Source organism: Dyella sp. OK584, from assembly GCF_057787755.1.
Genome location: NZ_CM173542.1, coordinates 3,643,793 through 3,665,335 on the forward strand (window position 1 = coordinate 3,643,793; position 21,543 = coordinate 3,665,335).

21 protein-coding genes are annotated in these 21,543 nt (G+C 60.5%); 7 read left to right on the top strand and 14 right to left on the bottom strand.

What is annotated here, in order from left to right; all coding sequences use genetic code 11:
* Positions 1 to 91: 91 nt before the first annotated feature.
* Both AC3CBN_RS16425 and AC3CBN_RS16430 read right to left on the bottom strand, forming a co-directional pair.
* Complete coding sequence (locus AC3CBN_RS16425; protein WP_488634064.1) at positions 92 to 403, bottom strand: hypothetical protein; 312 nt, start codon at positions 401 to 403, stop codon at positions 92 to 94.
* A gap of 341 nt (positions 404 to 744) precedes the next feature.
* Positions 745 to 1,101 (bottom strand): DUF1428 domain-containing protein, encoded by a 357-nt coding sequence (locus tag AC3CBN_RS16430; RefSeq protein WP_488634065.1) that lies wholly within the window; start codon positions 1,099 to 1,101, stop codon positions 745 to 747.
* Positions 1,102 to 1,454: 353 nt separating this feature from the next.
* Here AC3CBN_RS16430 and AC3CBN_RS16435 point away from each other — a divergent pair, with 353 nt between their 5' ends.
* A complete protein-coding gene (locus AC3CBN_RS16435; RefSeq protein WP_488634066.1) occupies positions 1,455 to 2,780 on the top strand; it encodes a glycoside hydrolase family 2 in 1,326 nt (441 codons plus the stop codon).
* Positions 2,781 to 3,018: 238 nt separating this feature from the next.
* Here AC3CBN_RS16435 and AC3CBN_RS16440 read toward each other — a convergent pair whose 3' ends face one another.
* Positions 3,019 to 3,492, bottom strand: coding sequence for a hypothetical protein (locus tag AC3CBN_RS16440; RefSeq protein WP_488634067.1), 474 nt, complete (start codon positions 3,490 to 3,492; stop codon positions 3,019 to 3,021).
* A 158-nt stretch (positions 3,493 to 3,650) separates the two neighbouring features.
* Between AC3CBN_RS16440 and AC3CBN_RS16445 the strand changes: the two genes are divergently transcribed.
* Genes AC3CBN_RS16445 through AC3CBN_RS16455 form a run of 3 tightly spaced genes read left to right on the top strand, consistent with a single transcriptional unit; the run spans position 3,651 to position 6,104 of the window.
* Positions 3,651 to 4,124, top strand: coding sequence for a MarR family winged helix-turn-helix transcriptional regulator (locus AC3CBN_RS16445; protein ID WP_488634068.1), 474 nt, complete (start codon positions 3,651 to 3,653; stop codon positions 4,122 to 4,124).
* 54 nt (positions 4,125 to 4,178) lie between these two features.
* On the top strand, positions 4,179 to 5,156 hold the full coding sequence (locus tag AC3CBN_RS16450; RefSeq protein WP_488634069.1) for a carbon-nitrogen hydrolase family protein: 978 nt from the start codon (positions 4,179 to 4,181) through the stop codon (positions 5,154 to 5,156).
* 30 nt (positions 5,157 to 5,186) lie between these two features.
* Positions 5,187 to 6,104: an NmrA family NAD(P)-binding protein gene (locus AC3CBN_RS16455; protein ID WP_488634070.1), complete on the top strand. Its 918-nt coding sequence runs from the start codon at positions 5,187 to 5,189 to the stop codon at positions 6,102 to 6,104.
* Between the two features lie 184 nt (positions 6,105 to 6,288).
* Here AC3CBN_RS16455 and AC3CBN_RS16460 read toward each other — a convergent pair whose 3' ends face one another.
* Positions 6,289 to 6,831 (bottom strand): cytochrome P460 family protein, encoded by a 543-nt coding sequence (locus tag AC3CBN_RS16460; RefSeq protein ID WP_488634071.1) that lies wholly within the window; start codon positions 6,829 to 6,831, stop codon positions 6,289 to 6,291.
* Between the two features lie 529 nt (positions 6,832 to 7,360).
* Between AC3CBN_RS16460 and AC3CBN_RS16465 the strand changes: the two genes are divergently transcribed.
* Together AC3CBN_RS16465 and AC3CBN_RS16470 are read left to right on the top strand one after the other, a co-directional pair.
* Positions 7,361 to 7,789: a hypothetical protein gene (locus tag AC3CBN_RS16465; RefSeq protein WP_488634072.1), complete on the top strand. Its 429-nt coding sequence runs from the start codon at positions 7,361 to 7,363 to the stop codon at positions 7,787 to 7,789.
* Positions 7,790 to 8,328: 539 nt separating this feature from the next.
* Positions 8,329 to 8,538 (top strand): dodecin, encoded by a 210-nt coding sequence (locus AC3CBN_RS16470; RefSeq protein WP_488634073.1) that lies wholly within the window; start codon positions 8,329 to 8,331, stop codon positions 8,536 to 8,538.
* A 75-nt stretch (positions 8,539 to 8,613) separates the two neighbouring features.
* Here AC3CBN_RS16470 and AC3CBN_RS16475 read toward each other — a convergent pair whose 3' ends face one another.
* The 10 genes from AC3CBN_RS16475 to AC3CBN_RS16520 all read right to left on the bottom strand — a co-directional run bounded on the left by AC3CBN_RS16475 (position 8,614) and on the right by AC3CBN_RS16520 (position 20,102).
* Positions 8,614 to 9,765 carry a GNAT family N-acetyltransferase gene (locus AC3CBN_RS16475; RefSeq protein ID WP_488634074.1) on the bottom strand — a complete coding sequence of 384 codons (1,152 nt, stop codon included), beginning with the start codon at positions 9,763 to 9,765 and terminating at the stop codon, positions 8,614 to 8,616.
* A complete protein-coding gene (locus AC3CBN_RS16480; protein ID WP_488634075.1) occupies positions 9,762 to 11,327 on the bottom strand; it encodes an oligosaccharide flippase family protein in 1,566 nt (521 codons plus the stop codon). The genes AC3CBN_RS16475 and AC3CBN_RS16480 overlap by 4 nt, the downstream gene beginning before the upstream one ends.
* On the bottom strand, positions 11,324 to 13,066 hold the full coding sequence (locus AC3CBN_RS16485) for a hypothetical protein (protein WP_488634076.1): 1,743 nt from the start codon (positions 13,064 to 13,066) through the stop codon (positions 11,324 to 11,326). The genes AC3CBN_RS16480 and AC3CBN_RS16485 overlap by 4 nt, the downstream gene beginning before the upstream one ends.
* Positions 13,056 to 14,051: a UDP-glucose 4-epimerase GalE gene (galE, locus tag AC3CBN_RS16490; RefSeq protein ID WP_488634077.1), complete on the bottom strand. Its 996-nt coding sequence runs from the start codon at positions 14,049 to 14,051 to the stop codon at positions 13,056 to 13,058. The genes AC3CBN_RS16485 and galE overlap by 11 nt, the downstream gene beginning before the upstream one ends.
* A 2-nt stretch (positions 14,052 to 14,053) precedes the next feature.
* Complete coding sequence (locus tag AC3CBN_RS16495) at positions 14,054 to 14,881, bottom strand: alpha/beta hydrolase family protein (RefSeq protein ID WP_488634078.1); 828 nt, start codon at positions 14,879 to 14,881, stop codon at positions 14,054 to 14,056.
* Positions 14,874 to 15,659: an alpha/beta fold hydrolase gene (locus AC3CBN_RS16500; protein WP_488634079.1), complete on the bottom strand. Its 786-nt coding sequence runs from the start codon at positions 15,657 to 15,659 to the stop codon at positions 14,874 to 14,876. Before AC3CBN_RS16500 ends, AC3CBN_RS16495 begins: the two co-directional genes overlap by 8 nt.
* Complete coding sequence (locus AC3CBN_RS16505; protein WP_488634080.1) at positions 15,656 to 16,996, bottom strand: outer membrane beta-barrel protein; 1,341 nt, start codon at positions 16,994 to 16,996, stop codon at positions 15,656 to 15,658. The genes AC3CBN_RS16500 and AC3CBN_RS16505 overlap by 4 nt, the downstream gene beginning before the upstream one ends.
* Before the next feature lie 116 nt (positions 16,997 to 17,112).
* Entirely contained in the window at positions 17,113 to 17,892 is a 780-nt protein-coding gene (locus AC3CBN_RS16510; RefSeq protein WP_488634081.1) for a P-loop NTPase family protein, read from the bottom strand.
* 2 nt (positions 17,893 to 17,894) lie between these two features.
* A complete protein-coding gene (locus AC3CBN_RS16515) occupies positions 17,895 to 19,439 on the bottom strand; it encodes an XrtA system polysaccharide chain length determinant (RefSeq protein WP_488634082.1) in 1,545 nt (514 codons plus the stop codon).
* A gap of 42 nt (positions 19,440 to 19,481) precedes the next feature.
* Positions 19,482 to 20,102 carry an XrtA/PEP-CTERM system exopolysaccharide export protein gene (locus AC3CBN_RS16520; protein ID WP_488634083.1) on the bottom strand — a complete coding sequence of 207 codons (621 nt, stop codon included), beginning with the start codon at positions 20,100 to 20,102 and terminating at the stop codon, positions 19,482 to 19,484.
* Positions 20,103 to 20,446: 344 nt separating this feature from the next.
* Between AC3CBN_RS16520 and AC3CBN_RS16525 the strand changes: the two genes are divergently transcribed.
* Positions 20,447 to 21,457, top strand: a complete 1,011-nt coding sequence (locus AC3CBN_RS16525) for a JmjC domain-containing protein (RefSeq protein WP_488634084.1) — start codon at positions 20,447 to 20,449, stop codon at positions 21,455 to 21,457.
* Positions 21,458 to 21,543 lie beyond the last annotated feature (86 nt).

The following is a 21,543-nucleotide window of genomic DNA, read 5'->3' on the forward strand; positions in this document are numbered from 1 at the left end:
CTCTGAGCCGCTAAAGCAACTGCTTCCTAATCTGCTACGCGACCTTGCTCGGGGGCATGGGTTCTGACGAATTGGCGGGCTTTCACTGGCACTACGGCAGCCTGAATTTGCGAGTGGCGCGAGGCGGCCAGATCGACGTGAAGTGGGCACCGCCTGCTACGCGAGAGGCGGCTGAAATGCCGTTCAGAATGCCCAATCCTTCCAGGACGTCCTTCGCGCGCCGAAAGGAATGTCGCGGGTCAGACGCGAGCATGAAAAGATTGATCTCTTTTGGGCTGACATCGTAGCCCTCCAGTTCGACTGCATCGCCCAATGCCTCCTTCAACTTTCCCTCAATCACGGCGAGAAAGGCTTCGTCGGCCAGAGACTTCCGCCAGAACTTGATGACAAGCTGATAATTCATCGGGCGATTGTATGCCCAACGATCCCCGCTTCCGCCGAAATACCCGAACCCCTCCCCAGATAAGTGCAACCCAGGCGCCCGCGATGCCGCGGGTCACCAGCAATGCTCCGACAAGCTGCAACGGAGGAAGGCTGATATGCGGAGCTAGGACCACCAAGCGGAAGCCGCAGAGCGCGCAAATGAAGACCATGCCGCCATAGATGCCAGGGCCAATTACTTCGTCTTCCTTAGCTAACGCATGAAGTCGCCCTTGCCCGTGACCCTCCTCCGGAGCTATCGAACAACGTCCGCTCCGGGTCGGAAGCTGACCTTACTTTGAAAGCGCGCAGGTCAGGGCCTCCCTAGTCAGGCAGGCTGACCACCGGCGCGAAGCCGCCAAAGATCATGCGCTTGCCATCGAAGGGCATCTCGCTGGCGGCCGGCATGCGCGGGTCTTTCATCAATTTCTCCATGCCGGCATCGCGAGTGGCCTTGTCGGGCCATTCCACCCAGGAGAACACCACGGATTCATCCTGCTCCGCCTGCACGGCGCGGCGGAAATCGGTGAGCTTGCCGTCGGGCACGTCGTCGCCCCAGCACTCCACCACGCGGGTGGCGCCGAACTCCAGGAAAATGGCGTCGAAGGTACGGGCGTGCCCGATGAACTGCTCGCGATTGGCGTTGGGTACGGCGATCACGAAACCATCGATGTAGGACATGACTGTCTCCTTGGCGGAAAGGGCGGCCGGCGTGGTCACCTTCATGTATCCGACGAACGAGTGCCTGCGGGATCGACACGGGGCCTCTAGGGGAAACTGTCCGCTTTGGGTTGCGGACTCAAGCGGACAGTTACGGCATCGGAATCTCGGCGGCCTTGCGCAAGGCAGCACGCCCTCAGACAACCTGATTTCGCGGTCGCTTGTAAGAAACATATCCTTAACGAGGAGGCTATCCGCGAAATTAACTCGAAAGTCGGGCGACCGCTTTAAGTACTCGCCACCTCCGCCGCTGAACATTCCAGTGCTCAGTCTGTCGCTTACACTCCCATGAAGATCCATCAAGGAGTGGTGTGATGCGACGCTCGGTGCTTCTGATTTTCCTCTGCACGCTTACAGCTGCGATGATCGAATGCCCTCGGGCGTCGGCAGAGCCCGCCCAGATCGCACGGGTCAGCCTTGGTCATTCAACCATTCCCCTCAACGGACCGTGGCGCTTTCACGTCGGCGATGATCCCCAGTGGTCTTCTCCGGACTTCGATGACAACTCGTGGGAAACGGTCGACCTTACTCCAGCACCCGGTGCGCATGATGGCGATGTCGGACTGCCAGGTTACGTGTCCGGATGGAACCGGCGCGGCCATGAGGGATATCACGGCTATGCGTGGTATCGGATCAAGGTTGCTCTCGATGGCGACGACAACAACCGGCTTGCACTGGCGGGGCCGACATTGGTCGATTCAACGTACCAGCTCTACGTAGACGGAAAGCTGCTCGGCGGCACGGGTGAGTTCTCGGGTGCAACGCCGACGGTGTTCGGCGTGCGGCCGAGTGTGTTTCCGCTACCAGCGTCATCCACAGGTACGCGGACCTACGTTATTGCGTTTCGCGTGTGGATGGACCCGCTCGATGTGGGCGGGGACAGCGGCGGCCTGCATGTCGCGCCGACCATCGGCGACGCAGATGGCATCTATCAGTTGCATCAAGTGCAATGGCTGAAGACCTTCAAGGGCTATGTGGTCGATGCAATCGAGCCGATGGCGTTCGTCATGCTTGCGCTCATGGTCGTCGCATTGAGCGCGAGCCAAACCAATGACTCCTACCGTTGGCTAGTCGCCGCGCTGCTTCTCCTTGCACTTCTGCGTGTCAACCAGGTGCTTTTTTTCTGGACCGGCACTCTAAGCCTGCGCAGCTACGGCATCGCGACCGCCGTGATACTCAAGCCGCTCAACTTGGCAGCCTGGACGCTGGCATGGCGAGACTGGTTCCGCCTTGCCAAATCGCCGTGGCTTCGCTACGCGATCAGCATGCTTGCAGCGGTCTATATGATCTTCGCATTCGTAGGCCACCCGTGGTTTGCGCCTGAAACAACACACGGTCTCAAGGTGGTCGCCGATATCGTAATCAAAGCCGTTCGTGTGGCCTTTGCTGCGATCTATCTATGGGTCATTGGGCTGGGGGTGGTCCGATCAACGAAGCCGTCCGCTTACCTGGCAGCACTTTGCGCGATTCTGATTGGCATCGGTCTATTCGCTGCGGAACTCAGCTCGCTGGGAGTTCCAGGAATCTGGTTTCCCTATGGAACGGGAGTGGCGAGAGGCCAGTATGCGTACGCAGCCTTCATCGCACTCTTCTTCTTGCTGCTACTGATCCGCCCGGTCGGTATGGTTCGACGAAGGTAACCGAGGGTGTTTTTGCTGATTTGCAAATTGGCTATGCCGAGTACGGGCATTGCCTTTCGTTATCGACGTGAGCGTCCGCTTCGGGTGGCGGCCTCAACCGGTCGATGCAACACACTAGCGACTGCGCAAGCAGCAGGAGTGTTGCATCGACCGGTTGAAATCGCAGTCGAAGGCGGACACTCAAAAATTGTACGACACGAGCCCGCCATACCTCTGCGCTTCGGCAAGACGACAGCGGCTAACGCGCCAGGTATATGAGCCACTTAAATGCGTAACCAAGATAAAACAGCAAAATGAAGCCAACGAGCCACAGTAGGCCAAGAGCGCGGCGAGTGCGTAGCAAGTAATACGGAAGGTAGGGCAGCCAGAACAGGAAGAGCAAGAAACCGAACTCGAACGGACGATAGATGTTCTTGCGCCCCTTGCAATCCAGCTCCACCCAGACAATGAGAAGCAAGAGGAAAACCAGGGTCCAGATGATTTGAAACGGCGCACCGGTAGAACGCCCGAGATAAAAGAGGCCGGCCTCATAGCATCCGACCATTACGGATAGAAGCACCAAGGTTAGGAGCACGACTCTACTGCTCAAGACCATGGTGGCCTGCCTCTCTTTAGCCCCCGATACCGGGCGGTGAAGGCGATGTTCAAACCACTTGGCCTCCTCGTCAATGTGTCCAGTAACGTACGCCTCGGGTCGAAAGTGAACATTCATGGCAATCACCATAACGACCTGGTTTGCCTGAAAGTCGGGGCCGCGAAGCGACCATCTTATTGGGCTTGACCAAGCAAGCCTCGCCTCGTCAGACCGGCAACCCCGCTTCCGTCCTGCGGGTCTTGATACAATGATGTAGATGCACTATAGTTTAGAACATGAAGCCCAGCACGCCCAAAAAGTCTGAAGCCGTCGCCAGCCTGGTCAATGAGGTTACGCAGCATTGCCTGATGACCCGGGCGCGCCGCATTTCTCGTGTCGTAACCAACCTCTTTGATCAGGAACTTCGCCCGTTTGGCGTGAGCTCCACCCAGTTTTCCCTGCTCGTAGTGATTGCTCGCATGGATGGCGCAAGCCGCGCCGAGATAGGCCGTGCCAACCACCAGGAACGCTCCACCTCGACCCGGAATCTCCAATTGGTTTTAGACCAGGGCTGGGCCGAGGAAATCATTCCCGAGAAAGGACGCAGCCGCCCGATCTTGATCTCCAAGGCAGGCCGCGACCTGCTGGCCGAGGCGATGCCGGCGTGGCGCGCCGCCCAGACCAAAGCCAGGCAACTACTCGGCGGTGACGGCGCTTCTGCCATTGTCCAACTGTCGGCCGCCCTTCCTGTTGAGGAATTGGCCGGGTAATCCTTTTTTTATACATTATGTTGCATATACATCACATAATTTGAGAGCCGCATCATGACCGTCATCAAAGCCGCCGCCGTGCAGATCAGCCCCGTGCTCTACAGCCGTGAGGCCACCGTCGAAAAGGTCGTCCAGAAGATCCACGCGCTCGGCCAGAAGGGCGTGCAGTTCGCCACCTTCCCCGAAACCGTAGTGCCGTACTACCCGTACTTTGCTGCCGTCCAGACGCCCATGATGCAACTGTCCGGCGATGAGTATCTGAGGCTGCTCGATCAGTCCGTGACGGTGCCCTCCCCGACCACCGACGCGATCAGTGAGGCTGCCCGCAAAGCCGGCATGGTGGTATCCATCGGCGTCAACGAGCGTGACGGCGGCACCATCTACAACACGCAGTTGCTTTTCGACGCCGATGGCACCTTGATCCAGCGCCGCCGCAAGATTACGCCCACCCATTTCGAACGCATGATCTGGGGCCAGGGTGACGGCTCAGGCCTGCGCGCCGTCGACAGCAAGGTCGGTCGCATTGGCCAGCTGGCATGTTTCGAGCACAACAACCCGCTGGCGCGCTACGCGCTGATGGCTGATGGCGAGCAGATCCATTCGGCCATGTATCCGGGCTCCGCCTTCGGTGACGGCTTTGCCATGCGCATGGAAATCAATATTCGTCAGCACGCCCTGGAGTCGGCCGCCTTCGTTGTGAACGCGACGGCCTGGCTGGACGCCGACCAGCAGGCGCAGATCATGAAGGACACCGGGTGCCAGATCGGCCCCATCTCGGGCGGTTGCTTCACCGCGATCATTGCACCCGATGGCACCATTTTGGGCGAACCGCTCCGTTCGGGTGAGGGCGAGGTTATCGCCGACCTCGATTTTTCGCTGATCTACCGCCGCAAGCAGCAGATGGATTCGCGTGGTCATTACAACCGCCCGGAACTGCTCAGCCTCCTTATCGACCGCACGCCGACGGCGAATATCCGTGAGCGCGCAGCGCATCCGGCCCTGGATGCCGTTCGCGGCACCGAAATGCTGTAACTGCGCACGGCCTACTTAAGCGAGATACCCATGAATACGTCAAAAGACAACCCCATCCTCGTCACTGGCGCGGCCGGCGACATCGGCGCCATCGGCCGCAATGTCACTGCCATGCTTTTGGCCAAGGGCCACAAGGTGCGCGCCCTGGTCCGCCGCGAAGACGAACGCGCACAAAGCCTGCGCCAGCTCGGTGCCGAGGTCGTTATCGGTGACCTCACTGACCTCGCCTCGGTGCACCGCGTGATCGAAGGTTGCAAGCGAATCTACTTTGGCATGTCGATCTCGGCGGCCTACCTGGAAGCCACCGTAAACTTCGCCGCGGTAGCGCGTCATCACGGCGTCGAGGCCATCGTGAACATGTCGCAGATGACCGTTTCGCAGATGGGAATCACGAAGACCACCGACAGCCCGCAGCACAAGCTTCACTGGCTCGCGGAACAGGCACTGAGCTGGTCGGGTCTGCCAGTCGTCACGGTTCGCCCTACCGTGTTCCTCGAAGGGTTCTTCTTGCGCCTGGCTGCTGGCGCCGTGCGTGACAACGACGAGCTGATGCTGCCGCTTGGCGACGCCAAGACCTCGCCCATCTCGTCCGTGGACGTGGCGCGCGTGGTGGCGGCGATCCTTGACGATCCTGCGCCGCATATCGGCCAGATCTACAACCTGACGGGCGCCGAATCCACCGACCTCGAGCACTACGCGCGTGCGTTTTCCGAAGCGCTCGGCCGCCCGATCCGCTATCGCAACGTACCCGTATCGGCATGGGCCGAAAAGCTCCTCGAGCTTGGCGTTCCCGCGCACATCGTCAGCCACCTTGCTGTGATGGCAGAGCTGCACATGCAGGGTCGCTATGACCGCATGACCGATGACGTCTTCAAGCTCACAGGCCAAAAGCCGACGAGCATGAGCGATTTCGTAAAGCTGCACGCTGCTGAATTCACACGGGGCTAATCGGGATTTCCAGCAGCGCAGGCATGACAGCTGACTGTGGATTCGCCGCAAGGAACTGACCGGTAACGATCTGCGCTATCCGGGATAAGAGATTCAGCCTGGCGGACTTCACGCCGGCAATGGTGAGGCCACCATGAAGTCCGCTAAAGCTCCGCGGCGTGCGCCATATCGGTGAACACGCGGTTCAACGCTTCTGGTACGGGTGGAAGATATGGTCCTTCGCCTTCACTTTCACATGGCAGGTATGTCCGCAGTCTGAGAGGGCAGCGGGATCAGCCGTGAACGTGTCGGATGCGGCTGCGTAGTTGAACAACGCGTAGCCCCATCCGCCGCTCTTTGGAAATCTCTTGCTGTCCTTTTCAATGACGAAAGCCTGTGTGAAGACGTCCGGCACATCCACTACAAACGGGGCTTCCGTGCTCTTTTTCGGCTTCCACTGAAGCTTCACGATCTTGGAACCTTCCGGGAAAGGCTGGCCGTTGCCCGGAATGCCTTCCTTGTACGCTTTGATCATGGTCGGATTGGCAACGATCACCTTGAGTACTTCGTCGGTCCGGGCAGAAGAGACCACCGACCAATCCTCGTATCCCCTGAAATCGGCGAATGCGATTCCACTCGGCGATACCAGTGAGTACTTGTCCTTGCCCTGCGCGTAAAGGGCTGTGCCGCCCAGGACGGCAAGCAGCACCGTGGCTATCGAAATCGTTAGCTTGGTTTGGCGCTTCATGGCTGATCCTCGCTTAGCTATCGTGGATGAGCTTATGTTTGCCCGACGATCCGAGCGTCACCGTCTGCGCGGCAAGGACGCGGCCTTCGGGGTATACCGCCTCGATCAGCACCGTTGCTCGCCGCGAGGCAAGTTAGCGTAGGGCGCAGCGCTTCTCTGAGCTTGCGGTGGCAGCCCTCGGCGCGATCGCATGCACGCCGGCACTCGAATTCATCAGACCATTGGGATGATGAAACGATGAGCGAATAAAGGTATACCCGGCTTAAGCCTTGCGGGATCACACTTAAGGAATAGACCGTTGTTCAAGCGCGATGCGCGTCTTAACGGTGACATTTGATAGGCGCCGACATGTCAAAACGCCATGTCTCAGGCGCACGGCGCGGTATCAATCCGATTGAATATCGAAAGCTATCGCGCTTGAAGGCATGCGGAAAATTTACGCGATCGGTCAGCCTTTGGCATGGTGCCTTTACGCTCCTGGGTAGCAGCATGAGTCATCCGCGGCGCTTGCCGCTACAAACGTACAGTCATGACCATCATGATTCTCCGGGGCCCTCATCCTTCCGGTAACTCTTTCAATGGCGAGCTCCTGCACAACCTCCAACAACTAGCCCATGAAGCAGGCCGCATGGTGGAGGTTCGCACTTGCGCGGGGCTGCGCGAGTTCATCGCTGGCCTGCGAGTGGCGCGATCCAAAATCCCGGAGTTTGTGCTGCTCGATCCTGGTGAAATCTCGCAAGAAGCTCACGCGCATCCCGAAGCCGGGCTGCACGACGCACTCGACGAGCTGACAGCTCCCTACATTGAAGTCCACGATGACAGCGACACCACACTGGATCCCGGGCCATGTCAGCGCGGCGCTCCTCTGGCCACCATCATCATCAACGGAGACCTGTCGACGAGTTACCGAATTGCGTTGGGAATCGCATTGCGGCAGCTCAGCACACTTCCCGGTTGATCAAGGGTGATGGGCGATCAACGATGCCAGCAGAACAAAGGTCGCCGTTGTAGTTGTAGCCATCGAAGGTGGATGCTTACGCCACCCTGCCCCACATTTCCTGCCTCAAAGTCTGCGATAGGCTGTCATCCGCACAGCAGCAATCTGAAACCTTGCATTAGCCCAGCCGCTTACTGCATGTCCTAGACGGTTCGCTTCGAGTCGAAGTCGGACACGTCAAGCATGCCAATCGAGCGTGCCAGCCATCATCTGCGATGGTCCCGAGACGGCTTATCGACCGGCTCGTCCACCTTGCGAACTTCCAGCCGCACTTCCAAAGAGTTCGCGCGCGCCAGGACACATTGTCGAGGTCGGACCTCACCTCACTGATCCGCAACAAAAACGTTCCCGCAGTCCGCCGTCTTCACGTTTTGTTGGCGAGCGCAGGTATGGAGTTCCATACCGTCAGCGCACGCGGGTGCCAGCACTGCGCACCTAAGGGCGAGGATTTCCGCAACAGCCTCCACCCATACGCCACAACAACCGCTGGAGTCACGACCATGACCGACCACGTATACAAGTCCGTGGAACTAACGGGCTCTTCGAAGAAAAGCAGTGACGATGCGATCAAGCTCGCCATAGAGAGAGCATCGAAGACTATTCGGGACATTCGCTGGTTCCATGTCGCCGAGATACGCGGCCATGTGGAGAATGGAAAAGTAGCCTACTGGCAGGTCACCCTGAAGATCGGCTTCACGCTGGAAGGGTAAGCAGCAAGGGAGCCATGTTCGGCTCCCAAGTCCCATGGCTTGGCTCGATTCCCGTGCCGGGATCGTGAACAGGCGTTACGCCGTGCCCGGCGCCTGCTCTCGGCGCCCCATGCGATGCAGGCCGCGATAGAGTCCGCGCAGCGGAGCGATGACGCCGAAGCGGGCCCGCGGCACGCTTCCGCGCACCAGATAAAGCGAACCACATGGCGTCTGCTTATTGGCCAGCACGCGCTTGTACTGGTTGTCGCCATAGCCGAAATCGATGCTCTCGCCGGGGAAACGCTCGAGCACGTCCTGCACAGCCTGAAACACCAGCGACGATCCCACGCCAAGCGAGGCGAATGCTTCGTCATAACCGGTGTCGTCGAGAAGATAACGTCCGGCAAGCCGATAGCCATGAACGTAAGCGATCGGTTGCTCGCCAAGCATCAACATGTGTCCGATCAGGCAACCGTCCCGCGCAAGTTTCCGGAACAGCGCAAGGCGCGCCGGAGATTCCCAGTCGACGGGCATTTCCGCCGCGTGCCAGCTTCGTGCGTAGATCTGGTTCATCAACGCGCCGTATTCATCCATGCTTTCGGGTGAATCGAAGATTTTCAAATGAGCCGGTTCACCAAGCTTCTTGTAGACGTTGCGCAGGCGACGGGACAGATCGTTGCGCTTCTTCGAACCCAGCGTGACCAGGTAGTCGGCCAGCGACGCCTGCGATCCGATGCTCCAGTTCACCTGATCGAGAAGGTTCGACTGCACCAGGCTGAAACGGCGCGCGCCCATCGACATCACCGAGGCCAGCGCATTGGGCAGCGCCGTTTCCTGGATACGGATGACGCGCGCCAGGCGATCCTGAAGCAATGCATCGGCCACGTATCTTTCGACCACGCTGCGATGCGCGGGCGCGGCAACCACCCCTTCGCCCAGCAAGCGCAGCACGCGGCCGCGATAGATCTGCAGATGACGCCCACCCAGTGCGATTCGCGCGTGATGCACGTAGGAAAGCATCGGCGCATAGCCGATCACTCTCCCCTGCCCGTCTCGCACCATGATGACATACGGCGACATGATGTCGCCTCGCCATTCCACCTCGAACAGCAGCCAGTCGGGATGCTGCACAATGCCCGATGCCGCACCCGGCAGGCTGGCAACGCGCGACAGCTCGTCGCGAAGCTTGCGCACGTCGGCGTCGCTGTGGATCGTGCTGCATGACGGTTGATTGGGCGGCGGCATCATGACAGCGTGTTTGCCCGTTGCCCATGCAAGCTGTTGAGGCCACGCACCAGCATGCGTCCCGGCGGCCCGAAGCGGTTCGCGACGGTGGCCAGCAGGCGATAGTCCTCTTCGCCCCAATAGCGCACGAGCACGCTTGCTGGCACGAAGATGCCGACAAACACCACACCGCCCGCGATGAAACCCCAAAGGCTCGGCACGCTTGAGGTCACCGTCCACGCCACGGCTGTAGCTACCGCCCCGACACCGAACAGCCGAATCATGGCGGCCAGCGGCAGCCCACCGGTAGTCGCCTTGCGCAGATAGAAGATGGATAGCGCCAGCTCCGAGAGCCGCGTGGTGGCATAAGTCAGCACCGCGCCCAATAGCCCTAAGGCAGGCACCAGCAAGATGCCAACCACCACATTGATGCACAACGCAATCACCGTGATGCGAATGCGGTCATCCTGGCGATCCACCACGGTCTGGTAAGCGGCGATACCGTTGCCGATCAACAGTAGTCCCGCCAGTACCAGCATGGCCTCGATCGCCGGAATCGCGTCCGCATAGCGGTGGCCATACATCAGCGTGACGATGTCGGGTGTCGTGACCAGCCCCAGCCCGGCGATGACAAGGCCAGCGGCCCAATAGAAGCGCGTTGCCTCGCCCAGGAAATGCACGGCATGTTCATGGCCGCGCTCGCCGAATGATTTGGCCATGTAAGGCAGCAGCGTGGTCGTGAGCCCAACGGAGAACAGCTGCACGGCACCTCGCGTCAAGGTGCCGGCGATGGCGAAGAAGCCCACCGCAGTCGATGCGGCGAAAGCGTTGAGAAGGAACACCTCGATCGTGCCCGACTTGAACGACATGATCAGTATGAGCGCCGCGGTCAAACGCAAGTGGCGGTTCAAGCGTGCCTGCACGTCTGCGGGTACTGGACCCGACTTGAATGGCTGGCAATAGCGTCGATAGGCCCAACGATTGATCAGGTTGAGTAGCAGACAGGAGATCGCGAATATGCCGATGAAGGCAAGCAGTCCAGCCTTTGCGACGGTGGCTGTGATGACCAGCGCCACACCGATCACACCCGTCACCACCGCGGCGATTGCCTCAGTTTCAAAGCGCTCCTGCCCCTTGGCAATGGCCACCCACATGGCGTAGTTCGCCTTGCTCACGGTAGCGACCACCACCAGTGCCGTCGCCGGGAGAAGCGCGCCCTGCCATTCGGCCGGTCGCAAGATCAGAAGCACTGTCAGGAACAACAACATGACCACGCCGGTGCTGAGGTGCTGCACGCGGTTGAGCTGGTAGGCGATGTGCGATGCAACGTCTGTGGCACCCGCGCCATCTGCCTCGGCGATGAACTTGGTGGACGACGTTGTCAGTGCGTGGTTGCTGCAAACGATCAGCCAGCCGCAAAGCCATACCGTGAACGCGTAGCGGCCAAAATCGGCCGGACCCAGTGCGCGCGCAATCCACACGCTGACAAACAGGCCAAGCGCGAACTCGATATAACTGGATACCGACACGATGGTGATACTGCGCAGGACATCCAGACGTCGGCTCGCAGAAGGCGCGGTCGTCATGGCGCTCCCCGCTGCACCAGTGGCGCGACACCGCTGCCGGGCGACTGACGCATCAGCCACTGCACGACACCACTGCCACGGTTGTTCCAGTTGAAGCGCCGCTTGGTGTCGTCAATCGCCGCGCAGGACGTGCTGTACGACGATGCCAACTTCTCTAACCTGCGTTTGAGCGTCGCGCTCTGCACGGGATCGGTTTCGAAGTAATACGCCGCAGCGACCGGCAGCCCCAGTTCCACGTTATGCCCGTCGCTGTACCAACCGTCGGATTCTTGAATGGTCTCGACGGCCTTGAGCGGCGCATGACCTGACGACCAGTACCAGGCGATCAATCCATCGGACCCGGAACAACCGTTGCGCCAGTCATGCGGATTCACGAGCAGATCGGAGCTGATCCAGCCATAACGCTCCAGGTACCGGCCGAACCCGGTGATCATCTCCGGAATGCGCTTGTCACCAGTGACCAGCCACGCATGCCAGAGACCATCGATGATGTTCTCGCTCATCCATGGCGAGCTACCGCGCACGTCGCTTTCCGGCTTCCAGTCGTCGCCCTCATGAATATTCCAGCTGCTGCGCCATGAGCCGTCATCGCCGAGCCTGTCCGGATTGCTGCGTTGATGCTCGTAGAGCCAGCCGATACGTTCGTTGATCATCGCCAGGTCGCGCTGGCTGCCAGTTACCTCGTAGGCAGCCACGGTTTCGATCAGGCCAAGACCGGCAAGACGCTCGGTGAAGTATTCCGACGGCTTCGTGTACGGACCAGGTCGGTTGTTCCAGCCTCCGTCAGCCCACAGGGACACCATCTTGTCGACGGTGGCAGCGTCGTGATCGCCATCGTTGCCAGTCAACGCCACCGAAAGCAGGATCGGCTCGATGTAGACGTACTTCACGTCGCACACTTTGCCGCTAAAGGTCCAGCCACCGGCGCACGAGGGGCTCTCCGCTATGCCATCGCGCTTGATGTACTTCATGTAGAAGCGGTAGCTGAGATCGGCCGCCTGCAGGTAATCGAAGCGACCGGTGCGCACGTACGCCTTGTAGAGCGTGGACGGACGATCGAACAACCACGCCGAGAAATCTTCCACCGGCAGCGTGCGCGCCCATTCAAACTGGCGCGACACGTATTTTGCGTAGGCCTCGTTGGGCAACGCAGGCTCCTGCGGCCCGGCGATCAGCGAAGCACACAACCAGGCTGGCGTAAGCGTGCCAAGCACCATCGGCACGCGCAGGCCCTGCGGGCCATCCACCAAACCTGTTTCGTATGGCCAACCGGCAATCTCCTCCTTGCGGGGCTTGCCGATAGCAAAATAGAACGTCTCTTCGTCACCGGCCATCGTCGCGCGGAACTGCACACGCACGGCCCGGATACTGTTGTCCTTGAAGTGCCAGCGCAGCAACACTTTCACGACGGACGGCACCTCGACACCTTTCTCATCTAGGATGCGCAACTGCTGCGGATCGGTGAGTTCTCCCGGTGGCAGCGGGATGCCCACCGAGGCCAGCACCGGCGAACTCTTGCCTGCATTGCGGTGGAGCACAATGCGTTGATCGGACACGATGTCCGATGCGGCCTGTCTACCGCCACCCTGATGCGATGGGGCGCTGGCCGCATTTGTCGGCGCGGCCTTGCCATCAGGTTTGCTTGCCGCTGCAACGCACACGCCAGCCATGGCGAGCAGCAACAAGGCGGCCGCGGCCAACAGCCGCCTGCCGCGCAACGGGCGTGATCTAGCTAACATGAGCGGCTCGCTGCACCATCTTCTGTTCCCACAGGAACGCGGTGCGCACGATGAAATCGAGGTCGTCATAGCGCGGATGCCAATCGAGCGTGCGCTGCAACCGTGCGCTGCGCGCAATGAGCATGGCCAGGTCGCCTTCGCGGCGCGGTCGCTCGATCACGTTCAACGGACGGCCGCTGATCCGTGTAACTGCATCGATGACCTCGCGCACGCTGTAGCCATGGCCATAGCCACAGTTGAGCGTCAACGATTCGCCGCCGGCACGCAGGTGGTCCAGCGCGCGAAGGTGTGCCGCCGCAAGATCCTCTACGTGGATATAGTCGCGGATGCCCGTGCCGTCTGGCGTGTTGTAGTCGGTGCCGTAGATCGAAAGGCTTTCGCACTTGCCCACTGCGTGCTCGCAAGCCACCTTGATCAGCAGCGTGGCATGCGGCGCAGAGTGACCAATGCGCCCCTGGGGGTCGCAGCCGGCCACATTGAAGTAACGGAGGATCACATGGCGCATGGAGCTCGCGGCACTCACATCGCGCAGCATGTTTTCCGACATGAGCTTGGACATGCCGTAGGGATTGATTGGCTGTGTCGGCGTGTCCTCGTCCGCGATGCCGCCATCCGTCATCCCGTACACCGCAGCGGTGGACGAGAAGATGAAATGCCGCACGCCGGCCTCAGCGCAGCAGGCCAGCAGGTTGCAGGTGTTGCACGTGTTGTTGCCGTAATACTTGACAGGGTCACTCACCGACTCGGGGACGACGGTGTGCGCAGCGAAGTGCAGCACCGTGTCCACGTGGTACTCGGCCAGCACACGCGCCACCAGCTCGCGATCGCCCACATTGCCGAGCACGAGCTCGGCATCGTGCACCGATTCCGGGAACCCGGATGAGAGGTTGTCGATGACCACCACGCGTTCGCCGCGGGCGACCAGCTGCTGCACGACGTGACTACCGATGTATCCGGCTCCGCCGGTAACGAGGACTCCATTCATGACTAAGCACCTGCTTGGGAAATAGGAAAATTCCGGCTGAGCCACTCCCCGATGTGGTCGATCAGACGTCGACGGTCGTCAACGAGCACATAGGTGTGGTCGGTCTCCTTGATGTAGCGCGCACTCACCGCAGCATCGCTCATGACGCTTCCGAAGCACTCGTAGAACTGGCGGTGATGGTTGAAGTACATGTTGATACCGCCGCTGTAAATAAGGCACAGCTTCAGGCCACGATCGACCATGCTTCGAAGGTCGGCGCGCACCACTTCCTGTGGCAATGGAGCCACGCCGAAAACGGGGACATCTCCTTCCGCGCGCACCTTCGATTTGCGCGAAAGCCAGCGCAGCCAGCGCCTCGCGTCGAACGCGCGCGGCACATAGTGACGCAGCTTGAAACCGAGTGTGCGATAGGCGTAGTTGTCCATGAAAATGGCGCCGACAAGACGCTCGTGGCTGTTCTTGTCGCGTGCGACGGTGTGTGCCTTTTCCGCGCCGGAACATAACCCAACCAACACGAATCGCTCACAACCGGCGTGCTGGTGCAACAGCGCCATCGCATCGTCCACGTCGGCGCAGACCTGCTGATTGCGACTCTGCGATTCGCCGCTGGCACCGCTGTCGCCGATGGTGGATAGATCAAAGCGAAGCGTGGGATAACCGAGTGCGTTGAGTCGTCGTGTGATATCCACGTGCAGGCGAAATGGCCCCACGCGATGGACCATGCCCGCATTCAACACGATCACACCCACGGCATCCGGCGCCGATCGCGGCAGCCCAGCGATGCCAACCAGGTGGCGAGCACGCCCAAAGCGAAATGCCTGCTCATGCATAGGCACGCTCCTTCCAATGACCGCTGACGGCTTGCACCAGCGGATGCGAAAGGATGGCCGCTTCCAGGCGCGCAAGGTCGTCCCACGGTGTGAACGGTTCCAGCGGCACGATCTTGGTGCCTCCGGCAGTCAGAGACCGCCAGTCATGCGGCGACGCCGGTGCCAGTGAGTCCAGCACCAGCGACGGCATGGTGTTCCCGCACGCGCCTAGCGCGCCGATCTGCTCGCGGAGCAGCGGGTTCACTTTGAAGCCCAGCCACTGCCCTTGCGCTTCACCTGGTTTCCGTGGACGGATGAAACGCTGCACGTCCCGGCGCATCGCGTCCTGCAACGCATCCTGCGTGGCAACATACGAACCGCCATCAACGATCGGATCCCACACCACCACGTCATCGAAATGTGCGGTGGATGCCGCTGCCAGGGCAATGCTTCCACCCAGTCGTGCGCCGAAGGCCAGCACCTGATGCGCGCCGCTGCGAGCGCGCAACTCGGTGGCTGCGGCGACCGTGTCCGTGATGCAACGCTGCCAATCCACTTCCTCACTGGCGCCAGCCGAATCGCCGCAGCCGTAGTAGTCGAACCGAAGCACTGGCAGGCCATCGGCCGCCAATGCAGCAGCCAGTTGCCGATAAAGGCGATGGCAGCGGATATAGTCCTGCCCCAGTGGTACGCACAGCAGCACGGCCCTGCCACCTGGGGTGGCGGCCGCATGGAACATGCCGAACAGCTCGCTGTTCTCTCCAAAGAAGAACGGCAATTCGCTATCGCTGCGCGTCATCGCCTGTACACCAACGTCAGGAAGTATTCGTTCTCGTGATACGACTGCCCAGCCGTATCGCTGCTCTGAATCAGCCGCGTAAAGGTCCCGCCCCAGCTCCAGTGTTGGGTGAGCTGATGATTGAATGCAGCGCCATAGCGATAGGTTTTGTCGCGGCGAGTGATCGTGTCGTAGGTCGTGCGGCCACCCGCGGCGAAGGCCGATATCGACAGGTTGGGCGTCAGCTTGTAGTCGGTGGTGAAACCCAGACCCTTGGAGACCTGGTTGAGCGTGGTCGTGTTGACGTAGTCCAGCTTGCTGTAGGAAGGCGACACCGTGAAGGTGAAGCGCTCATCGCGAAAACTGTAGCTCGCCGCCAGCTGCCGCTCCTTGAAGACGTCCGAGTTGATCACCACGCTACCCACGCCGATACCACCCCGCGCGGCATCCACCGCATTGGTCACTGGCTCCAGCGGCACCAGCTCGCCACCCAGGCTTAGATTGGTTGGTTGCAGCATGTCCTGCGCCGCGTCGGAGTACTGGTCGACACCATTCAACGTGATGGTGCTGCGCGGCGACAGTCGCCAGCCCAGGGTCAATCGCACCAATGGCCCGTCTTGCGAATCGCCCTGGGCGAAGTCGATCTTTGACCAACCCAGCGCCGCATCGATGTCGAGGTTGGCGAGCCGACTGGTATAGCGGCCGTACACCGAATACTGCGTGTAGTTGGAGCCGGCCGTACTGCTGCTGAAGTCGACGTGCTGAGCCTCGATGTTGCCGGACAGCTGGTCGGTGGGGCTGAGGTCGCGAAACAATCGGAACGCCCCGGCACCGCGCGAGGAATTGAACTGATCCACCCGCGAGGCATAGCTGTTGATGTACTTCAGCTCCGCATCACCGGTCATGCCCTCACCTACGCGAAAATGCAGCGTCGGGCCGATGGCGAGCACGTTGGTCTGCTGCTGGTTGTCAGGTGAATTGGCAGCCAGCGAATTCACGGGCTGCACGCCCGCGGCATCCTGCATCGTGACATCCAGCCGCTGCGGGATCGCCGACCAGTTCGCCTGTGCGCTGACTTGCGTCACTGTCTGGCTGCCGAACACGCTGCTGGAGTAATCGCGATATTCCAGGTTGCCGGCGGCATTGACCTGAAACGTGGAACCCTGTCGCACGTAGTTGAACGTCGCCCCCGGCGCCAGCACGTTGGTGCTGATCGGGTCGGTGGTGGTCAACGCTGCGTTGTCGCTGTGCTCGCCAGTGAGATACACCGACCAGTCGAACTGGTCCGCCCATGCGCTGCCCGAGCAGGCCACAAGGGCTAATGCAACGGAACGAGCGAGTGTTGTACGTACTGCCATCTTCCTTCCCCAATGAAGTGGGTACAGCAGAAATCGCTCTCGTCACATGCGACATGGCCCTTCAAAGCCTGCTTGCTGTCATCCCCTTCGCCCACGCCGATCACGCAAATGCGCTCTCAGGGCACGTGGTTGAAGACGACTCCGGCCATCTTCTCAGGGTCAAAATTGGTCACCGCCTGACTAATGGCGGCGGGTGTATCGCGCCCATATCCCGCCACGACCACCACGAAATCGGCGAGGTCCGAGAGAATGCGCGCGTCCGGCGAGCCCTTGATCGCCGGGCCGTCCAGGAACAGGTAGCGATCTGGATAGCGACTGCGCAGCGAGTCGAGCATGGTGCTCATGCGGAACGAAGAGAAATACTCGCCACTGTTTTCACGCGCCTTGCCCGCCGGAATCAATCGCAGCCGTGGAATGCCTGTGCGGTAAAGCACCGGCTCGATGCCCAGCGACGGCTGCTCGAGAAAATCGATCAGCCCGCCCGCCAGCGGCTCGATGCCAAGCGCTTTGTGCTGGCTTGGGTAGCGCAAGTTGCAGTCGATGATCAGCCCTGTCTTCGCCTCATCGAACGCAAAGGCCGCAGCCAGATTGCGCGTGACGAAGCTGCCACCGGATCGCGGGCTGACTGACACCACCAGGGTCACGAAATTCTGTTGCCCGGCGATACCGAGCAGCCGCGTGCGGATCTCGCGAAAGGCATCGGACTGACGGCGTACCGATTCCTCGCGATGGATCAGCCGACGCTCCTCCAGCTGCACCGGTACCAGCTCGCTGGCGCCATCGTTCATGCGCGCAATCGAGCGACCGGGGGCGGTTCGCCGCTGCAGGCTCCTTGCCGCCTCCTCCAGCACGTTCTCGAAACCGTCGGGCAGATCCTTGTCGTTTTTGTCTTTCATGTTCATCGCTTCAACCTCAGCCAGAACATGGCCAGATACACCGCGGCAATGCCCACCACCATGATGAGCAGCGCAAGGTTGTGCAGGCGATCGCGGCGACGATCGCGCGGCGTCGGATAGAACGGTATGGATGCCATCACGGCCAGACCGGTGACCTGCTCCAACCGCGCGACCGAGCGCACCCGCGGATCGAGCTTCACTAAACCAAGCAACAACGCGATGGGAACCGCCAGCGCAAGCGCGATGCCAGCCAGACTGAAATGCATAAACCGCAACCCCGACGGCGTCAGTGGCATCACCGCAGGGTTCTGCACCAGGAAGGTCAGGCCACGCTGCTCGGCATCCAGGTTCATCGAGACGCGAGCGTTCTCGCGACGCTTGAGCAGATCCTGGTAAACGTCGCGGTTGACGTTGTAGTCGCGCGTTAGTTCGGCCGTGACATTCTCGGAGTTGGCAATGCGGGCACTCCGCTGCAATTCCGTCTGCAGCATGGATTCGCTGGCGCCGAGCCTGGCCGTAGCGGCCGCGGACGACGCACGTGTGCTGGTCAGCTGGGTTCTGATCTGCTGATAGGCCGGATTGAACTGCACATGATTGTCGAGTGTGGTGGGAGTGCCTGACAGCGCTGAGGCGGTCTTGCGCTGCTCTTCCTGAGCCATCTGCTGACGCAAGTCCTGCATCTGGTGGCGGATGCGGATGACGTCCGGATATTCCTCGGTATACGTCAGCAGCAGCTTGTCCAGCTGCGCTTGAAGATCGGCCATCTGCATCTGATAAACGCCATTGATCGTCTGCACCGTACTCACTTCCGACTCACCGGTGAGTTGTGCAGCCAGCGACCCTTCCTGCGAACGTCGCTCCATCAAATCCATGCGCGCCGACTCGATCTGGCTACGCAACTGGCTGATGCGCGCATTCGTATCCGTTTCGCTGCCAGGGCGCGCGTCATCGTTAGCGGCGCGATAGACCTTCAGCTTGTCCTCGGCGTCGGTGAGCTTCTTGCGATACGCCTCAACCTGGCTGTTGATGAACTCATAGGCATCGCGGCTCTCGCGTTGCTTGGAAGCCAGGCTTTCGCTAATGAACAACTGTGCGAACTGACGCGTCACCTCATAGGTGCGCCTGGGGTCGGAGTCGAAATAGCTGATCGTGATGAGGTTGTCGCGATCGGTCTGCACCCTGGTGCGCGACTTGAGGCCCTCAATCATGCGGTCCTGTTCGAGCGGCGACGGATGCTTGGCCATCCAGCCACCCGAAGCCAGAATCTCACTCATCACCTTTCGGCTGAAGATCACGTCACGCGCGATGCTGGCGCGATTCTTGTTGCCCGTTGCTGACGCGGCACCTTCCATCAACGGCGAGATGATGCTGCTTTCCTGCGCGAGAATGGTGGTGGAAGCCTCATACTTCTTGGGCCACAACATGCCTGTCACCAGCGCAGCCAGCGCGATGAGAGCAAACACGATGCCCATGATCAGGCGACGACGACGCGCCTCACTCAACAGCGCAGGCACCATGCTGGTTAAGGGTGCAAGTTCCCCACTCATGGTTTTCCCCCTTAGTCCGCTATCCCTGGACCACGTTCAAATTCAGAAAGCGCGCAACGGCACGGTGACCACATCACCCGGCTGAACCGGATAGTTGGTCGCCAAATCGCCCTGCTTTAGCACCTTGTCCAACCGCACCGAGTACGGCGTGGTCACGCCATCGCCACTCTTGCGATACAGTTCGGTGCGATCAGGCGCGGCAAATTCGGTGGTTCCCCCAGCCGCAAGCACGGCATCAAGTACCGTCATGCCTTGCCGGTAGGGAATGGAAACCGGTGAGCGCACGGCTCCGGTAACGCGCACACGCGACAGATACTCATGGCTGCGCAACTCAGTGAGGATCACCGCCACCTGCGGATCACGCACATAGGCCTGCAGCTTGTCCTTGATCACCGCCGACACTTCTTCAGGCGTCTTACCGCCTGCCACCACATCACCAATCAGCGGCACCGTGATCTTGCCGTCCGGCCGCACCGGCACGCTCACGCTGAGGTCCGGGTTGTGCCAAACGGTGATCTGCAACTGATCGTCGACACCGATGCGATACGTGCTGATCGCTTGTGCGGTGGGGTCGACCTTTGGCGCCTCCGTCGACCCGTGGGTGGCGCATGCCGTCAGCAACACAGCAACGCCCAATACGAGAAGCAGACGAAGACTATTCATGGCGGCCCCCTGGCGTGGATAAAGCGTGATTTAAGTCACGACTGAGTATATCCACGCCCAAAACAAACTTGACAAAACCAGAAGTTCTATGTCTTGCAGTGCATGGAATCTCTCCCCAAAGGCCATGCCACCATCGCCCGATCGGCCGCGTCGTTCTGCGATTGCTTCAAGACACGGGCCGGCTCGGCGGACTGAATGACCCCACCTGCCTGCACTTTCTGCGCTGGTATCCACCCTCGCTCGACACCACAGCTCCTGGTTTAGAACGTTTGGCCGATGGCGGTGCATCCGGCGGTCATCGACGATCCGCCCGACAGAGGTTGGTATTCGCGGGGGAGAAAAGCATGACAACCATGAGCGCTGACGAGCATGCCTGCCTGCCGAAGGCAGCCGAAGGCTATCGCGTCGAGCCGGCAGACCCCGCAAACTTCTCCACCTTCCGGATCGGCAAGCTGAAACACAACTTTCATACGCATCCGCTGTTCCAGCTACCCGAGCTCGCACAACTGGCCAGGGAGCTCATGCCACTCGGTCATTGCCGTTTCGTGCAGGCCGGCATGCAACAGGATTCTCCTTTTGCACACGAAGACCATCATCCCGATGGGCGCAGCATTAATGAGTTTTTCAGTCGCATCGAGGAGCCGGGCTCGTGGATCGCGCTGTATCACGTGCACCATATTCCACGGTATCGCGCCTTGCTCGAACAGATTCTTGCAACGGTGCAGCCAACAATAGAGCGCGAGCAGTCAGGCATCTTCGACATCATGGGCTTCATCTTCATCTCGGCGCCGCCATCGGTGACGCCCTTCCACATCGACCGCGAAAACAATTTCTGGCTGCAACTGCACGGCCGAAAGACGCTTAGCGTGTGGGACCCTCGCGACCGCGAGACGGTATCCGCCGATGCGGTGGAAGACTTCATCGTCGACAAGACGCTGCGAAAAGTGAGGCTGAAGGAAGAGTGCCGCTCACGCGGCTACGACTTCGATAGCGGCCCCGGCGACGGCGTGTATTTCCCCAGTACCTCGCCGCACATGGCAGATACCAGTACCGCCTGGGTCAGCCCCGGCAATGGCGTATCGGCATCCATCGGCATCACGTTCTACACCGACGAGACTCGACGCGCGGCACGCATCCACCAGGTCAACCGGCTTCTGCGCAGAAAGCTGCACATGGAGCCCGCCTACCCCGGTACGTCGGCCCTGGTCGATGCGATGAAAGCTCCGCTGGGTTACCTGCTCGGACCCACGCGGCATTTCCTGATCAATGGCCTGCGCGCCTTGCGCGCCATTCGCAGCGGAGCACGCCCCGCCGATGGCTGGTTTGGCGACAAAGCGCCACCCGGGTCGTATTGAGCCGGTCCGATCGGCATCCCGGCGAAGCGCTGTTCAACAGCCGAAAGGCCGGTCAAAAGCGCCTCGCTAGAATGACGCCGCGCCAC

What these genes read in the sequence shown, in the direction of transcription:
- AC3CBN_RS16480 (WP_488634075.1), bottom strand. Translation starts at nt 11,327, where the DNA reads ATGACGACCGCGCCTTCTGCGAGCCGACGTCTGGATGTCCTGCGCAGT.
- AC3CBN_RS16475 (WP_488634074.1), bottom strand. Translation starts at nt 9,765, where the DNA reads ATGATGCCGCCGCCCAATCAACCGTCATGCAGCACGATCCACAGCGAC.
- AC3CBN_RS16470 (WP_488634073.1), top strand. Translation starts at nt 8,329, where the DNA reads ATGACCGACCACGTATACAAGTCCGTGGAACTAACGGGCTCTTCGAAG.
- AC3CBN_RS16520 (WP_488634083.1), bottom strand. Translation starts at nt 20,102, where the DNA reads ATGAATAGTCTTCGTCTGCTTCTCGTATTGGGCGTTGCTGTGTTGCTG.
- AC3CBN_RS16505 (WP_488634080.1), bottom strand. Translation starts at nt 16,996, where the DNA reads ATGGCAGTACGTACAACACTCGCTCGTTCCGTTGCATTAGCCCTTGTG.
- AC3CBN_RS16425 (WP_488634064.1), bottom strand. Translation starts at nt 403, where the DNA reads ATGAATTATCAGCTTGTCATCAAGTTCTGGCGGAAGTCTCTGGCCGAC.
- AC3CBN_RS16485 (WP_488634076.1), bottom strand. Translation starts at nt 13,066, where the DNA reads ATGTTAGCTAGATCACGCCCGTTGCGCGGCAGGCGGCTGTTGGCCGCG.
- AC3CBN_RS16455 (WP_488634070.1), top strand. Translation starts at nt 5,187, where the DNA reads ATGAATACGTCAAAAGACAACCCCATCCTCGTCACTGGCGCGGCCGGC.
- AC3CBN_RS16500 (WP_488634079.1), bottom strand. Translation starts at nt 15,659, where the DNA reads ATGACGCGCAGCGATAGCGAATTGCCGTTCTTCTTTGGAGAGAACAGC.
- AC3CBN_RS16460 (WP_488634071.1), bottom strand. Translation starts at nt 6,831, where the DNA reads ATGAAGCGCCAAACCAAGCTAACGATTTCGATAGCCACGGTGCTGCTT.
- AC3CBN_RS16510 (WP_488634081.1), bottom strand. Translation starts at nt 17,892, where the DNA reads ATGAAAGACAAAAACGACAAGGATCTGCCCGACGGTTTCGAGAACGTG.
- AC3CBN_RS16450 (WP_488634069.1), top strand. Translation starts at nt 4,179, where the DNA reads ATGACCGTCATCAAAGCCGCCGCCGTGCAGATCAGCCCCGTGCTCTAC.
- AC3CBN_RS16465 (WP_488634072.1), top strand. Translation starts at nt 7,361, where the DNA reads ATGACCATCATGATTCTCCGGGGCCCTCATCCTTCCGGTAACTCTTTC.
- AC3CBN_RS16440 (WP_488634067.1), bottom strand. Translation starts at nt 3,492, where the DNA reads ATGAATGTTCACTTTCGACCCGAGGCGTACGTTACTGGACACATTGAC.
- AC3CBN_RS16445 (WP_488634068.1), top strand. Translation starts at nt 3,651, where the DNA reads ATGAAGCCCAGCACGCCCAAAAAGTCTGAAGCCGTCGCCAGCCTGGTC.
- AC3CBN_RS16495 (WP_488634078.1), bottom strand. Translation starts at nt 14,881, where the DNA reads ATGCATGAGCAGGCATTTCGCTTTGGGCGTGCTCGCCACCTGGTTGGC.
- AC3CBN_RS16430 (WP_488634065.1), bottom strand. Translation starts at nt 1,101, where the DNA reads ATGTCCTACATCGATGGTTTCGTGATCGCCGTACCCAACGCCAATCGC.
- galE (WP_488634077.1), bottom strand. Translation starts at nt 14,051, where the DNA reads ATGAATGGAGTCCTCGTTACCGGCGGAGCCGGATACATCGGTAGTCAC.
- AC3CBN_RS16435 (WP_488634066.1), top strand. Translation starts at nt 1,455, where the DNA reads ATGCGACGCTCGGTGCTTCTGATTTTCCTCTGCACGCTTACAGCTGCG.
- AC3CBN_RS16515 (WP_488634082.1), bottom strand. Translation starts at nt 19,439, where the DNA reads ATGAGTGGGGAACTTGCACCCTTAACCAGCATGGTGCCTGCGCTGTTG.
- AC3CBN_RS16525 (WP_488634084.1), top strand. Translation starts at nt 20,447, where the DNA reads ATGACAACCATGAGCGCTGACGAGCATGCCTGCCTGCCGAAGGCAGCC.